The sequence below is a fragment of the Thermophagus sp. OGC60D27 genome (assembly GCF_052400625.1).
Taxonomy (GTDB): domain Bacteria; phylum Bacteroidota; class Bacteroidia; order Bacteroidales; family Marinilabiliaceae; genus Thermophagus.
In genome coordinates, this window is sequence record NZ_JBQTGH010000003.1 from 197,196 (window position 1) to 213,216 (window position 16,021).

The 16,021-nt window shown below is 43.1% G+C and carries 10 protein-coding genes; 5 read left to right on the forward strand and 5 right to left on the reverse strand.

Annotated elements, in window-relative coordinates:
- Positions 1 to 45 precede the first annotated feature (45 nt).
- The 5 genes from ACT29H_RS05230 to ACT29H_RS05250 form a co-directional block, all read right to left on the reverse strand.
- Positions 46 to 852 (reverse strand): glycoside hydrolase family 16 protein, encoded by an 807-nt coding sequence (locus tag ACT29H_RS05230; protein ID WP_444820551.1) that lies wholly within the window; start codon positions 850 to 852, stop codon positions 46 to 48.
- A 240-nt stretch (positions 853 to 1,092) separates the two neighbouring features.
- A complete protein-coding gene (gene bglX, locus ACT29H_RS05235) occupies positions 1,093 to 3,258 on the reverse strand; it encodes a beta-glucosidase BglX (protein ID WP_444820552.1) in 2,166 nt (721 codons plus the stop codon).
- A gap of 195 nt (positions 3,259 to 3,453) precedes the next feature.
- A complete protein-coding gene (locus ACT29H_RS05240) occupies positions 3,454 to 5,178 on the reverse strand; it encodes a hypothetical protein (protein WP_444820553.1) in 1,725 nt (574 codons plus the stop codon).
- A gap of 81 nt (positions 5,179 to 5,259) precedes the next feature.
- Entirely contained in the window at positions 5,260 to 6,792 is a 1,533-nt protein-coding gene (locus ACT29H_RS05245) for a RagB/SusD family nutrient uptake outer membrane protein (RefSeq protein WP_444820554.1), read from the reverse strand.
- Positions 6,793 to 6,810: 18 nt separating this feature from the next.
- Complete coding sequence (locus ACT29H_RS05250) at positions 6,811 to 9,972, reverse strand: SusC/RagA family TonB-linked outer membrane protein (protein WP_444820555.1); 3,162 nt, start codon at positions 9,970 to 9,972, stop codon at positions 6,811 to 6,813.
- Between the two features lie 650 nt (positions 9,973 to 10,622).
- Here ACT29H_RS05250 and ACT29H_RS05255 point away from each other — a divergent pair.
- From ACT29H_RS05255 to ACT29H_RS05275, 5 genes are all read left to right on the forward strand, one after another.
- The gene (locus ACT29H_RS05255; RefSeq protein WP_444820556.1) at positions 10,623 to 11,450 is read left to right on the forward strand and encodes a mechanosensitive ion channel family protein; all 828 of its coding nucleotides are present in this window, start codon (positions 10,623 to 10,625) and stop codon (positions 11,448 to 11,450) included.
- 194 nt (positions 11,451 to 11,644) lie between these two features.
- The gene (locus ACT29H_RS05260; protein WP_444820557.1) at positions 11,645 to 12,529 is read left to right on the forward strand and encodes a DUF3078 domain-containing protein; all 885 of its coding nucleotides are present in this window, start codon (positions 11,645 to 11,647) and stop codon (positions 12,527 to 12,529) included.
- 67 nt (positions 12,530 to 12,596) lie between these two features.
- Positions 12,597 to 13,673, forward strand: a complete 1,077-nt coding sequence (locus ACT29H_RS05265) for an agmatine deiminase family protein (RefSeq protein WP_444820558.1) — start codon at positions 12,597 to 12,599, stop codon at positions 13,671 to 13,673.
- A 10-nt stretch (positions 13,674 to 13,683) separates the two neighbouring features.
- Entirely contained in the window at positions 13,684 to 14,562 is an 879-nt protein-coding gene (locus ACT29H_RS05270) for a carbon-nitrogen hydrolase (RefSeq protein WP_444820559.1), read from the forward strand.
- A gap of 185 nt (positions 14,563 to 14,747) precedes the next feature.
- A complete protein-coding gene (locus tag ACT29H_RS05275; protein WP_444820560.1) occupies positions 14,748 to 16,016 on the forward strand; it encodes an SGNH/GDSL hydrolase family protein in 1,269 nt (422 codons plus the stop codon).
- The last annotated feature ends 5 nt before the right edge of the window (positions 16,017 to 16,021 follow it).

The window sequence follows — 16,021 nt, forward strand, 5'->3', positions numbered from 1 at the left end:
TTTTAATATTTATACGGTAAAGAAAAAAATGGGTCGTCATCAATATTATTGATAGACACGCACATAATCAACCTTCATCTCAACCGGAAAAATGTCATCATCGACACCGTGCAAACCGCCCCAATTACCACCCACGGCAACATTCAACAACAGATGAAAGCGTTTGTCAAACGGCCATTCCTCGGGGCCATTCCCGCTGTTATGAAAGGTAAAAACTTTCTCATCATCAATAAAAAAATCAATCTTCTTAGCGTCCCATTCAATGGCATAGAGATGAAACCCATTTTCACTATCGGAAACATAGGTGGCTTTTCCCACCTGCGTTCCCAAAGTATGATTAAAAGCCTTAGTATGAACGGTCGTATAGATGGAATCGGGTTCATATCCCACATGTTCCATAATGTCGATTTCGCCACTTGCAGGCCATCCGCCATATACCCAGTCGGTAGGCAACATCCAGATAGCGGGCCAGATTCCGCGTCCACCCGGTAACTGCGCCCTCACCTCCATCCTTCCGTACAGCCAATCACCTTTCTCTTTGGTAGTAAGTCGAGCCGAAGTGTATTTAAAATTGCCCCAAGACTCCTTATTCGCTTTCAATATTAAATAGTCACCATCCACCCAGGCGTTTTCTTTCCTGGCAACTGTATAACATTGAAGTTCATTATTCCCCCAGCCATAGGAATTGCCAATGGTATCGTAATTCCATTTCATGTCATCGGGCAATCCTATGTAGTCAAATTCATCGCTCCAAATCAGTTTTGAATACTTGTTGTTTTGTTCAGAACATGAAACGACCAACACACCAAGAAAGAGAAAATAAAGAGAGACACTTTTCCCAAAAAAATTCATATTGCAAATTGTTTGATGATACTATTACGTTAATCTGTATTTTTTAAGTTAACCCCGGGCAGCAGGATTTTCCTATCACCCGGGGTTCATTGAAATTCAGGTTATATCCTATTCATTTATTATCCTTATTCCTAATTCCAAAATTTATTCACCAATGCCTAACCACCCTAACTAAAAGCCATAGACATAACACTATAAACTAGCGCCTAAATCCTATCGACTATTCCTTAATAGGCTTCCCTATTCCAACCAAAACTCAGACTGTAAACCTTCGGCAGCATTGGGGGCGATCCACACATGAAATTCACCAGGTTCTACGACATAATTCCCATCAGGGAGATAAAAGCCCAATTCATCGGTTTTTAATTCGAAGGTCACGGTTTTACTTTCACCCGGTTTTAGAGTTACGCGCCGGAAGTCTTTCAGTTCTTTGACAGGACGGGTGTAAGAACCCACCAAATCGCGGGTGTACAGTTGTACAATTTCCGTACCCTGCACCTTACCGGTATTGGTGATTGTGGCAAACACTTTTAAGACATCACCCATCTTAATTTTATCGGAAGAAAGGGAAATATCCGAATACTCAAATGTTGTGTAGGACAAGCCGTACCCAAAAGGATACAAGGGTGTGAACCCATAATCCAAGGTATGGTTGGTATTTCCCAAAGAATGCTGAACGGCCTTGACGGGTATGTCATCAATATGGGTCCAGGAAGAAGAATCGGCCGGTCTTCCCGACATTTTATGAGCATAATAGATAGGCGCCTGTCCTTCACCTTTTGGGAAGGTAACGGGCAGTTTTCCCGAAGGAACACTTTCCCCAAAAATCAGGTTAACCAAAGCAGGGCCGGCCATGGTTCCCGGATGCCAGGCATAGAGAATGGCACCGGCCAGATGTTGAGTCTTATAGAGCCCTCCCGGACGTCCCGACATCACAACCATAACCACCGGTTTTCCTTTTGAAGCGGCCAGTTGCAACAATTGGTTCTGAGCCCCTACGAAATCGAGTTCTGCCAATGATTTGGCTTCGCCGGAAAGGATGGCTTCTTCGCCAACCACAGCAACCACAACATCCGATTTGGCAATGGCTTTTTCCACCTCGGCAAATCCTTTAGTCGACTTGTCACGAGTATATTTCAGCCCCTCTGCAAAGAAAGTGTTTGACTCGCCATTGTATTCGTAGAAGGCTTCCAATACACTTTTAGAATCATTTTCATTTCCGTCGAAGATCCAAGTACCCAGTTGTTCGTAGGGCTGATCGACCATTGGGCCTATCAGGGCCACTTTGGTACCTTTTTTCAGTGGCAATAGGTCATTGTTATTTTTTAACAACACCATACTCTCTTCGGCCAGTTTGCGAGCTACCGTCAAATGTTGTGGATGCACCAATACAGAATCAGCCAAGGACTCATCCACATAGGGATGATCGAATAACCCAAGACGGAACTTCACCCGCAAAATGCGTTTCACGGCATCATCGATCCATTCCATGGTAATTTTACCTTCCTCCAGCAGCTCTTGGAGATGATTAGCGTAAGTACGGCTGGCCATCTCCATATCCACTCCGGCGGATAGTCCCAGTTGGGCAGCATGTTTCTCATCGGCGGCGTAGCCATGGGCCATCATTTCCTGGATGGAGGCCCAGTCACTCACCACAAAGCCGTCAAATCCCAAATCTTGTTTGAGGATTCCTCTCACATTACGCTGATGGCCACTGGCCGGTATCCCGTTTATATCATTAAAGGCGGTCATCACCGTCGCCACACCGGCATCCACCGCAGCTCTAAAAGAGGGAAGATAAACGTTGTAGAGATAAATATCAGGAATAATGGTCGTGTTGTAATCCCTTCCACCCTCAGCGGCACCGTAGCCTATATAGTGTTTTGCACAGGCAGCGATGGTCATGGGATCGGACAAATCCTCACCCTGAAATCCTTGCACCATAGCTCTTGCTACCATGGCGTTGATCAGCGGGTCTTCACCTCCGCTTTCTGCAATGCGTCCCCATCGCGGGTCACGACTCACATCAATCATAGGGGCAAAAGTCCAGTTAATTCCTTCCGAAGCGGCCTCTTTAGCCGCTATGGCTGCCGCCTCTTTTACCAGCTCTTCATTCCACGAAGCTGCCATCCCCAAAGGAATGGGGAAAATGGTCCGATAACCGTGAATGACATCGCGACCAATCATCAAAGGGATTCCCAGACGGCTCTCTTCCACCGCCACCTTTTGAATGGCATTCACCTTTTCGGCACCGATCAAATTCAGTAAAGAACCAAGCTGTCCATTTCTAACCGCTTCTTTAACCTCCTCTTCAGAACCAAACACACCCGGATCGACCTGACACATTTGGCCGATTTTTTCTTCCAGTGTCATCTTTGAAACAAGTTCCTGAATTTTTTTTTCCATTACTACGGAGGATTTTGGATTTTCATGGTTGGAGGAACACCCACCCCAAACAAAGGGGAACAGAAAAACGAAAAATAGCAATCCCTTAATCTTCATACAAATTTATTTAAATCTTTAATTCACAAACCTTTTCCTTCTCTTAAAAAAGAAAAAGGGGGTGGAGTTTTCCCCACCACCCATATTGACGCATAGGTTTTATAGTCGTGCAGATTTGATTCCCTCCACATGAGGTCCTGCCAGTTCATCGAAATAAAACTGATAAGTTCCTTCTCCGATGCCGGGGTTACACATGATGCGAACAACGTTATAATAGCCATTATTGTAATCGGAATTAGTAACGTCTGGAGTACCATCAGCGGCAGCTGCCCCTGCAAAGTTGAACTCGGCCATTTCCCAGGTATTACTGTTTTGAATGATATATCTCAGCTCAACACCAGTGGTCCAGGCATTACCGCCAAGATCTGTATTTTCCAACTTCAAAAGAATTTCCTGACCAGCTTCACCGTACACCTTGATTTTAAAAATACTCAGATTTCTTAAATCAAAACGGTATCCTGCAGGAAGTTCCATGTAAGCATTGGCCCAAGGTTGATCCGTTTTGGAATACATAGCCACCATCGCCGACTTATTGGGATAGATCCTCTCAGGATTATTTACCACTGTAACACTACAATCCTGGCCTACGACAGGGAATGTCATTATTTCGCTAAAATCGTTGTAAACCACCATTTCATTGAGGAGGAAAGGCTCATAATCAGGATGATTCTGTTCCACCACAATGGTGGTGGCAGACGTCAATGTTTCATTGGTCGCAACAACAAAAACAGTAACGGCATAGGGTGCCGCCCGCATATAGGTTTCAGTAAGAGGTTGGGAATAGTCCGTTGTTTCAAGGACAGTTCCGTTTCCGAAGTCCACGATAACCTTACTGATGTTAATCCCTTCTGGGATTACAACATCCTTTATCCCAACGGAATATTCGTTAGTATTCCCTGTTTCCGTAACATTTACCGCATATTCTACCTGAGGTTTAACATACCCTTGGGGAATAAACTGCAGATGCCAAGCATTGCCATCACCTCCCGTTGCAACTAATTCCAACTTATTTTCTTCCAGTGTCAGAACCTTATATCTATTACCAACAGCACCCACATCAAAAATGGGGAACACAGGTCCTTCAGAGGAAGTTAACGTCAGATACCAGTCTCCGTCTTCAGTTTCTTCGAGCGACCAGGAGGCTGATCCGGGCGTATAATCAACTTTCCAATCGCCTTCACGTTCTTCCTGATTCGTATAGGCAGGATCATCTTTCTGAAAACTCTTCACATAACTTTCTCCATGGTTTTCATAGATGAAATCAAACCCAACCAATTTAAACGTCATATTATCATCGTACAAAACACCAACAGACTGTTTTTCCAGCGCAGCTGCAGCCCACCATTCCAAACCGTCAGATTCGGCAGGACCAACCCCTATATGTCCTGCGGCCAGGCTATCCAACACCCATGTTTTTCCCTCCAGAGCATCTACCCCTCCTGAGAGGAGCGTCATTTCCTCACTCTCAAGAAAAGCATAATCAGTCTCTTCAGTTTTAAGCACCTTGGTAACAGAAGTTGAACCTCCTTCCGTCACAAGCGTCATGGTGATTTCATGCTCACCCGGCAAAGGAAATTTTTGGGTTACTTTTTCTCCAACCTTACGGGATCCTGCAAGGTCCCATGAAGCGACTCCCGTAACAGAAGAAGTATTCTCGAAAATATAGTTAAACTCATCCTCAATATCTTGAGTGATGGAAAAATCCACCTGAGTTTCATCCGGTGCATTGCCAATGTCCGGGACATCATCTTCCTGCGGATCGCAGGATACAAACAGTAAAGATGTCAATACGAATATTAATCCCAGTTTATACATAAATTTCATCCAATTAATTTTTTAAGTTAATTTAAAAAGCCCCTTATGATAGAAGTACAACCAAATTAAGCATACAGCAAAAAGCACCTTTTAATATCCGGGGTTTTGCTGAAGTTTATATTCTCCCTCTGTCCGGTCAATTTCTGACTGTGGAATGGGTAAATATTTTTTATAGGGCTCCCATGTACGGACAGACGAATATTCCGGTAAATTTTCAGTTAAAATATCGGTATCACCCCAACGAACCAAATCCCAGAAGCGCATTCCCTCTCCAACAAATTCACGTCGACGTTCCAGTTTTATATTCTCTTCGGTGGCCGGGATGGACACAAAATTACCGTTCAAAGCACGTTTCCTTACTTCATCCAGGCACCACTGGGCAGTAATACCACTAGTGGGCGATACACCATTCATAGCGATCAGTTCTGCGGCATTCAACAATGTTTCAGCATAACGAAAGATGCGAAGATTATTCTCATAGTTCAAATCAACGGTATATGGCGCATCGTTATAATCCTGGCGAGCAGCATATTTAGCCAAAAACAACCCCGTATTCTGGAATCGTTCGGTATAAGTACCGGCCTCAAATTGGTTTATTGAAGCAGCCAATCGCTCATCACCTGTTTCAAAGATTCCAACAACATTGGGACGGACGGGGCCAAACCCCCAGCCTCCTATAAAGGAAGATTCACCACTCAAAAGATCAGTTCCTTTCAATTCATTGGGAGATATAAATGCTGGAAGGTTAGTTCCGTACCCTTGCCATGCAGCCCCCCAATCTTTCCCTTCGGGCAAATGATTTACTTCAAATATGGACTCATCACAAAATTCACCTTCACGCGGCCAAATAGAAGCATAATTATCCACCAGCTGATACTCACCACTGTTAATAATCTCCGCCATATCTCCCAGCACCTCAGCATATCTAGATTCATCCTTTTGATACATAACCACTCTGGCTTTCAACATCATGGCGGCGGCACGTGTAATTCTTCCATCATCCTCGGGCCCAACACTCATAGGCAATTTTTCTCCATCAATTGCATAATCCAAATCTTGAAGCAATTCGCCATAGATTTGATCCGCTGTATATTGTGATGCCATGTAGGGAGCCTCCAAATCTTCTTCAAAATAGGGAATATTGCCCCAGAATTTCCAAAGCCAGTGTACGAAATAAGCTCGAAGAAAATGAGCTTCAGCACTCAGTCGGTTTAAGTCATCTTCATTTACATCTACCGCGTTTTCGCAAGCAATAATGGCATTGTTGGCCCGGCTCAGGCCGCTGTAATAGATATTCCACAATCCAGCGGGCAATTCCAGGGCAGTAGCGTCCAGCTGAGAAAGTCGGTACAACTGAGACTGGTCGCCTGCATCACCGCCACCTTTAAAAATGTCGTCCGAACGCAAATCAGACATTAAAACAATACTATTGTACTGATAATCGGCATAACTATCAAAAAGAAGGATCTGGTAGGCCGAAGCCACATTGGACTCAATGGCTCCCAGCGTAGCCTCACCACCAGCTTCCTGTGAAGCGGTTGGGTAAGCGGTCAAGAAGTCTTCTCCACATGAGGTAAACCCAATAAATGCGACAAAAGCAATTATTTTGAAATATTTGATCATAGCTGTACTCTTTAATTATTAGAATGAAATATTAGCACCAACAGAAATGGTACGTGCCTGAGGATAAATACCACGATCGATACCAATTGTTGTATAACCACCCGATGCTATTTCAGGATCAAATCCGTCGTAATCGGTAAAAGTGAGGAGATTTTCGGCAGAGACATAAACTCTTAAACGATCAATGGCGGCAACTCTCAACAAGTTTTTGGGCAGAGTAAAACCCAATTGAATATTTTTTAAACGAACATACGATCCGTCTTTGATATATAACTCGGAAGATCTCCAGTTACCATTGGGATTTTTACGGGTAACCCTAGGAATCCAATTAGAGGTACCTTCTCCGATCCATCTCTCCAGAATCCAGGATGGACGATTCATAGCAGGAATATCGCCTCTTTGGGAATAGTCAAAAATGTCATTTCCGTAACTTCCCTGGAAAAACATGGAAAGGTCGAAATTTTTCCATTCTGCATTAAAATTTATACCAAATGTCCAGTCGGGCATGCCCTTCCCTATTTTGGTACGGTCGGCATCGGTAATCTTCCCATCAGGTACGGGGTTACCATTCTCATCAAAAGCGCCGGCAATATCAAGGAACCTTACATCCCCTGGTTTGGCATTTTGTTCATAAGTTTCGTTATACTCTGTGGCTTCGGCCTCATTTTGCAAAATACCTCCAACCTTATAACCATAGAAGAATGGGAACACTTCACCATTCATCCCTTTAACAAAGTCACCAACACCGGCAGCACCGGCACTTTCATAAATCTGTTCGCCAGATTCATTTCCCATATCAATCAGTTTATTCTTCAGATAAGAAGCATTCCCGCCGATGGTATATTTAAAATCACCAATATTACCGTTGTAGGTCATATCAAATTCGAGCCCGCTGTTTTCCATCTTACCCGCATTAGCCAATGGCGCTCCTTTGCCCACATAGGCAGGGATTGGTTGTTCCATCAACATACCGCTTGTGGTCTTTTTGAAATAGTCGAAACCAAAGATTAAAGAACCCTTGAAAAATCTTGAGTCAAAACCGATATCGATTTGCTCTGACTCTTCCCACTTCAAATCGGGATTAGAGATTCTCGAAGGACTGGCTCCGTATTGCATGGTAGAATAATCGCCCGAACCAAAATAGTAGTTTTGGTTACCGTCCATCAAGGAGGTATAGGCAAAGTTTCCTATCCTTTCGTTTCCGTTTTTACCCCAACTGGCGCGCAATTTAAGGTAAGAAAACCACTCGGGACGACCATCCATGAAACCTTCATTGGTCAGATTCCATCCAACGGAGAAAGAAGGAAATACTGCCCATTTATTATTTGGCCCAAAATGTGAAGAACCATCCCTACGCACCGTTGCCTGGAACATATATTTCTCATTGAAATTATAATCGATCCTTCCAAAATAGGATGCCAAGGTCTCGGATGAAAAGCCTCCTGTTCCTCCTGACACACGTTCATCATCTCTGTCAGCAATAGCATAATCGATAACAGCTTTGTCAGGATCGTTTTCCAATAGATCGTAATCATCTCCATACAATTGACGAAGTTTATATTCCTGAGCTGATTGTCCAAGCAATACCGTAAGATTGTGGATACCGTCAAAGCTTTTGCTATACGTTAGCGTGTTCTCTATCTGCCATTTGAAACCACGGTGCATGTTGGAATAAACATGACTCCGGGTATAATCTTTTCCCTGAGTGGCCAAAAAATGTTGGAAAGTATAACCGTCATTTCCCCAGAATGCGAGATCTACACCATAACTCGATTTAAATTTCAGGCCGTTCATTATATCCAGCTCACCCCAGAAGGTAGAGACAAACTTATCAGAGTTACCTTGGCTACCGGTAGGAGCATCCAGCATGGCAACGGGGTTGGCTATTTCCTGGAAGCCGGATGGAGGAATGGAATAAACCCTTCCCTCATCATCTGTTACAGCGGTTGGATGATCGGCCAGCACTTGATCAGGATCAGTGGCATATACCGGAATGATAGGGTTAAATGCCAGAGCACTCCCCAACACCGAACCATATTCTGTATTCGTTTCAATGCCAGACGATTTAATTCGCGAATAACCTGCATTAACGCCTACCTTTAGATTATTTAGAAAAAGTCGGTCTGAATGAAATACATTGTAGGTATTGTTGGCCCGAATACTGTAACGATCATAATTGGAACGACCGTAGTCGCCGCCAACAATTCCATCTTGACTAAAATAACCAAATGAAACAAAATATGTAGCAACATCACTCCCTCCACTAATACTTATCTGGTGATTCTGAACAGGAGCATCATAATTAAAAGTTTCATCCTGCCAATCGGTACCAGCACCGGCATTGGCAATCTCTTCGGCTGAATACATGGGTGCATTTCCATCGTTGAGCAAAGATTCATTCATTATTACCATATATTCACGGGCATTAAGCACAGATCGTTTTTTCCATGGATTTTGCCAACCATAAGAAAAGTCATAATTGATACGAGCATCACCGGATTTCCCGGATTTTGTAGTCACCAATATAACGCCGTTGGCAGCACGAGCACCGTAAACGGCAGCTGAGGCAGCGTCTTTTAACACTTCAACCGATTCTATATCGGTGGGGTTGAGAAAATCGATTCCACCATCTACCGCCATTCCATCTACAATAAAAAGAGGTTCACTATTGTTAATGGTTCCTACCCCTCGGATTCTGACCTTCGAATCGGACCCCGGTTGTCCAGAGCTCTGTGTAATCTGTACGCCTGAGACCTTCCCTTTGAGAACATTTTCAATCCTCGATGGGGTTGTTTTTTCCAGATCTTCAGAAGAAACACTGCTTATAGCAGCCGTTACCACACTTTTCTTCTGAACACCGTACCCAACTACCACCACTTCCTCCAGGCCAGTTACCTCTTCTTCCATCACCACATTAACAATAGATTGATTAGCAACAACTTCAACAGGGGTCATCCCAATAAAAGTGAACACCATCGTAGCACCTTCAGGAAGTGTCAGTGAATAACTACCTTCCACATTTGATATGGTTCCATTGGTTGTTCCCTTTTGAACAATACTAACCCCCGGGATAGGACTCCCATCTGAAGCAAAGGTTACCCTACCTGTGACGGTAATTTCCTGTGCAAACAACAATGTTGTCCACATCAATAAAAAAATAGTTCCTATGGTTTTTCTCATAACAAAACTGATTTGGAAATTAAAATATGCCCCAAAAATATGCTACAAATGTTAATCATTGCTAATATTACACCACACAAAAAACTCATATTTCTACTTTTTCAAACTCATAAAAAACTCACACCATAAACTCTTGTAACCTCTATTTCAATTTTTTGCATTTTTAAAAAACAATATTTTGTCATTTTCATAAACTCACTTCCATTTTTTTAGCAAATCAAATCAATAACATTAAATAACACTTCACTTAAAAAGTTGGCATAAGTCATTCGGGCGCATGCGCCACCCAGAATGGTGAAAACAAGATAATGCATCCACCTATTTGTATATCTACACCCTTCGCATAATTCCGGAGCAAACAAGTTTTTCTCAACAGATCAATTTCAAGACAATGTCGGCCACTTGGCAAAGTTCTTCCTAAACTGGATCGTGGTATTGTGTTTATCTCCATTATTTCAAAATAATAATTAGCGTCAGCCACATAATTATTATTTACAAACAGATATCTTTTTCATACCTTGAACAAAAATTGTAAGGCCATGATTATAAGAATTTCTGACTTTGATCGGAATCTTAACCTTTTCGGTCATTCTGCGATTATTATTTAACAATTCAATAATTCATAAAAGTGTAACCATAATTTAAAGGCAATGGAAAACATTAAGAACTGGTTCAGCAATCCTGAACAAATCATGCAATTTGTCATCAAGTACGGTGGTCAACTGCTTGTGGCCATTATTACATTAATTATCGGTCTGTGGATCATCTCTCTGTTAATAAAAGGCATGAAGAGATTATTTCGGACACGGGATATGGATCCCGGCCTTCAATCGTTCCTTTTAAGTGTGAGTAGTATTGCGCTTAAAATAATGCTTATCATTAGTGTTATATCGATGCTTGGCGTACAAATGACCTCCTTTATTGCGGTATTAGGTGCTGCCGGTCTGGCCATCGGTATGGCTCTTAGCGGTTCCCTACAAAACTTTGCCGGAGGAGTAATGATTCTGATGTTCAAACCCTTTAAAGTGGGAGATTATATTACAGCTCAAGGTGAATCGGGTACCGTAAATGAGATCCAGATCTTCCATACGATCTTAAAAACCCCCGACAATAAAACCATCATACTCCCCAACGGCCCCCTGTCAACGGGCTCACTAGTCAATTACTCCAAAGAACCGCAGCGTAGGGTTGACTTCACCTTCGGCATTGGGTATAACGATGACATCGACAAAGCAAAAAATCTGATATTAAGCATCATTGAAAAAGACTCCCGAATACTGAAGGAGCCGGCTCCATTCATCGGTGTAATAAACCTGGGTGACAGTTCGGTTGATCTTGTGGTAAGAGTTTGGGCAGAAGCATCCAACTACTGGGGCATCTTCTTTGATCTTCAGGAAACGGTTAAAAAAGAATTTGATCGACAGGGAATATCCATTCCTTATCCACAAACAGACGTACATCTGTATCAATCAAAATAATTCTTAACAGAGGGAGAGACATAGAATTTTGGTATACGTCTCCCCTCTTTTCTCTCCACTATTAGTTTTTTTACCATTGAAATGAGCATGACGATGTAGGACTGTCACAAAAAAATGAATACATTCCTCTGTTATGCGAGTTCCTTTCGACCAACAACTTAAATCCATCAACAACTTAAATTATTACTGTACGCATGAAAAACCTCATCGTAATCCTATCAGCCATCACGATCATTAGTTTTCCGGCCTTTTCCCAATCCGAAACCGACACCATCCGACACTGGAAATCCGGAGGTAGTAGTGCCTTCACCTTTTCTCAGGTTTCACTCACAAACTGGTCGGCAGGTGGCGAAAATTCGGTCTCAGGGACCTTCCTGTTCAACACCTTTATGAATTATAAAAAAGGTAAAATAGCATGGGAAAATACCCTCGATATTGGCTATGGGCTAACCAAACAAGGCTCGGAGAATATGATAAAAACAGAAGACCGTTTACAATTGGTTTCCAAATATGGATATCAAGCCTCCCAATATTGGTACTATACCGCTCTGGCCGATTTTAAAACTCAACTGGGGACAGGATATAAAGATCCACCTGAAAACAGTATCCTCACATCCAAGTTTCTAGCACCGGCCTACTTGTTGCTTTCTTTAGGAATGGATTACAAGCCCAGCGAAAACTTTTCGCTCTATCTCTCCCCGCTGACCAGTAAATGGACCATTGTTAACGATGAAGAACTCTCACAACAAGGTGCTTTCGGTGTAGATCCGGGAAAGAAAATACGTACCGAATTCGGGGCCTCCATCAAATCTATTCTAAAAAAGGAGAACATCATTGAAAACGTTGATTTCATGACCCGTTTGGATCTTTTTTCCAATTATACCAACAACCCTCTAAACATCGACGTGGAATGGGAAACAAAATTCGATTTCCGCGTAAACAGTTTTCTCTCGGCAAATCTGGGTACAACATTACTGTATGATGACGATATTAAATACATTAGCGACGAAGGCGTGGAACGAGGGGCGCGTATTCAGTTTAAACAATTATTTGGCTTTGGAATAAATTTCAAATTTTAATGGGCTAAAGGATATCGTAAATTTTTCCCATTTTTGAGGTCCGGTTTTATCATTTACGGACTCATTCATGAACAATACGCAAGCCACAACAAATCAACGAGTTTTTCCGGCGGAATGGGAACCTCAGGATGCCATTCTGCTAGCCTGGCCCCATAAAAACACCGATTGGGTGAATAACCTGGACGAAACGCGTCGCTGTTTCCGCCAAATAATCGATGCCATTACCAGATTTCAAGATGTCATTTTAATAGTGGACAATCAGGACGAATCATTTTCCTTAACCGCATTCCGCACCCCTAACCGCATTCATCCTTTGCTCATTCCTTTTAATGATACCTGGGCACGAGACTTTGGGCCATTACTGATTTCCGAGAGTAGTCAATACCAAGCCCTCGACTTCAAATTTAACGGCTGGGGCCTAAAGTTCCCTGCGAATAAAGATAACCTCATCAACAGGCAACTCTTTGATCAAGATCTGTTCGCAAAGGGCATAACTTATGTAAATCATCTCAATTTCGTATTGGAAGGTGGAAGCGTGGAATCCAACGGAAAAGGAACCATACTTACCACTTCTGAGTGCTTGCTCTCCCCCAATCGAAACGGTGCTTCTTCAAAAAATGAAATAGAAGCAACCTTAAAGCACACCCTGGGGGCTGAAAACATCCTTTGGCTGGATCACGGTTTTTTGGCAGGTGATGATACTGACAGTCATATTGATACTCTGGCCAGATTTTGCAATTTTGACACCATTGCATATATTAAATCGGATAATCCTAATGATGAACATTTTGAGGCACTGAGCCAAATGGAAAAACAGCTTCAAGCATTCAGAACAACTAAGGGCGATCCGTTCAACCTGATTCCTCTCCCCATGGCCGATCCGGTTTATGATGACGATCATAATCGACTTCCCGCCACTTATGCCAATTTTCTGATCATCAACCAGGCGGTTTTACTTCCCTTTTATGGCAGTCAGAAAGACCAAAGGGCGAAGGAAATTCTGCAAGAGGTTTTCTCTGATCGCGAAATCATCGGCATTGATTGCCGGCCACTGATTCAACAGCACGGATCATTGCACTGCGTAACCATGCAATTGCCTCAAGGTGTCATAAATAGAAAAATAGTTGATCCCATTCATCATTAATCAATGTGTTATGCTTAAAACAGGACTCATTCAGCAAAGCAATACATCAAATATCGAAGACAATATTCAACGCTTGGAAAAAAGCATCCGGGAGCTCGCCGGAAAAGGGGCACAACTAATTGTTTTGCAGGAACTGCACAACAGTCTTTATTTCTGCCAAACGGAAGACACCGAAACATTTGACCTGGCGGAAACTATTCCCGGTCCCTCCACCGACCGTTTTGGAAAACTGGCAGCCGAATTAGGTGTGGTTCTGGTAACATCCCTCTTCGAAAAACGCGCCCCGGGCCTCTATCATAACACAGCGGTAGTACTGGAAAGCGACGGCACTGTGGTGGGAATATATCGAAAGATGCATATTCCGGACGATCCTGCTTATTACGAAAAATTTTACTTTACCCCGGGCGACCTGGATTTTAACCCCATAGATACCAGTGTTGGGAGATTGGGCGTTTTGGTATGCTGGGATCAATGGTTTCCCGAAGCAGCAAGGCTTATGGCATTACGTGGCGCCGACCTGCTTATCTATCCCACCGCCATTGGTTGGGAGTCAACCGATAGTCCGGAAGAAAAAGCACGTCAAAAAGATGCCTGGACAATCTCACAACGTGGCCATGCCGTGGCTAATGGTCTGCCTGTAATATCTGTTAACCGGGTAGGCTTTGAAGCCGATCCTTCAGGGATGACAAAAGGAATACAGTTTTGGGGAAACAGTTTTGTTGCAGGACCACAAGGAGAAATTGTGACTGAAGCGCCTACCGATAGCGAAAGGAATCTTATTATTGACATCGACCTGGAACGATCGGAAAAGGTGCGACGCATCTGGCCATTTTTTAGAGATCGTAGAATCGATGCTTATCAGGGATTAACCAAAAGATTCCTGGACTAAACAAAACTTTTTGAAACCGACGAGGATATTAACGCGTAAAAACACGGAACAGAAAAGAACAGCGTGCAAATATTCAGAATGACTGACGATCATTACGTGCTGTGTTTATAATCAACAATTAATAAGCCGAACAATTCGACACTAAAACTTCATATAGTCCAGAAAGAAAATTTAAATCACACATTATGAAGATAAATCAAACTTTGAGAGGCAACACTTGCAAACAGCCTCTTCCTTTTATTCATCTGTTTTCGACTTTGTGTATTGGAATCTTAATGTTATCCTTCCTTAGTTTTGGATGTTCCGGCCCCAAAGTTGAAAAACAATCCCAATGGGTAGGCACCTGGAGCACTTCACCACAGTTGGTCGAACCTCATAACATGCCTCCTGATCCCGGACTAGCCAATAATTCCCTAAGACAAAAAGTGCGTGTATCCATTGGCGGGGATACCCTAAGAGTAAAATTTTCCAATAAGTTCAGCAGCAAACCCGTCACATTGAAAAAAGTACAAATTGCTACCTCTATCGACGGTAGTAGCATTGACACAGCTTCCATAAAAGAGCTAACCTTTTCCGGCCTTTCAGAGGTGACCATGCAGCCCGACTCAGCCATTTATTCCGATCCCGTGGCGTTTGATTTAAAACCCAGAATGGATTTGGCCATTACAATTTACTTTGGACAAACATCACCAGACGTTACCGGACATCCTGGATCACGAACCACATCCTACCTGATGGAAGGCAACCATGTGTCGGATGCTAAATTCACCGGCCCGGAAACGGACCACTGGTACGTAATCAATACCATTGAAGTGAAAGCGCCACAAAATAGTGCCGCCGTAGTAACATTGGGTAATTCCATCACCGATGGTCGTGGTTCGGGCACCAACAAACAGAATCGATGGCCGGATATATTGTCCGAACAATTGCTGACAAATCCCCAAACTCAACATATTTCGGTATTAAATCAGGGCATTGGAGGCAACTGCGTTCTACGCCAATGTTTGGGGCCATCCGCACTCGATCGCTTTGACCGTGACGTACTCAAACAAAATGGGGTGAAATGGCTCATCATTCTTGAAGGTGTCAACGATCTGGGACAGACTCCCGATAGTGCTGCCGCAGCCCAAACAGCTAACAATCTGGTTGCCGCCTATCAACAAATGATTCAAATGGCTCACGAACATGATATTCTGGTTTATGGAGGTACCATCACGCCTTTTGGAAAATCGTTTTACCATACCGATTTCAGGGAAGCCGCCCGAAAAACCGTAAACGATTGGATTCGTAACAGTGGCCAATTCGATGCCGTTATTGATTTTGATAAAGCCATTCGAAATCCGCAAGACCCTTCGGCCATTAATGAAGACCTCCATGATGGGGACTATTTGCATCCCAATGAAAAAGGACATGAAGTCATGGGGAAAGCCGTAAAACCGGAATTATTTTATTAAAGCAT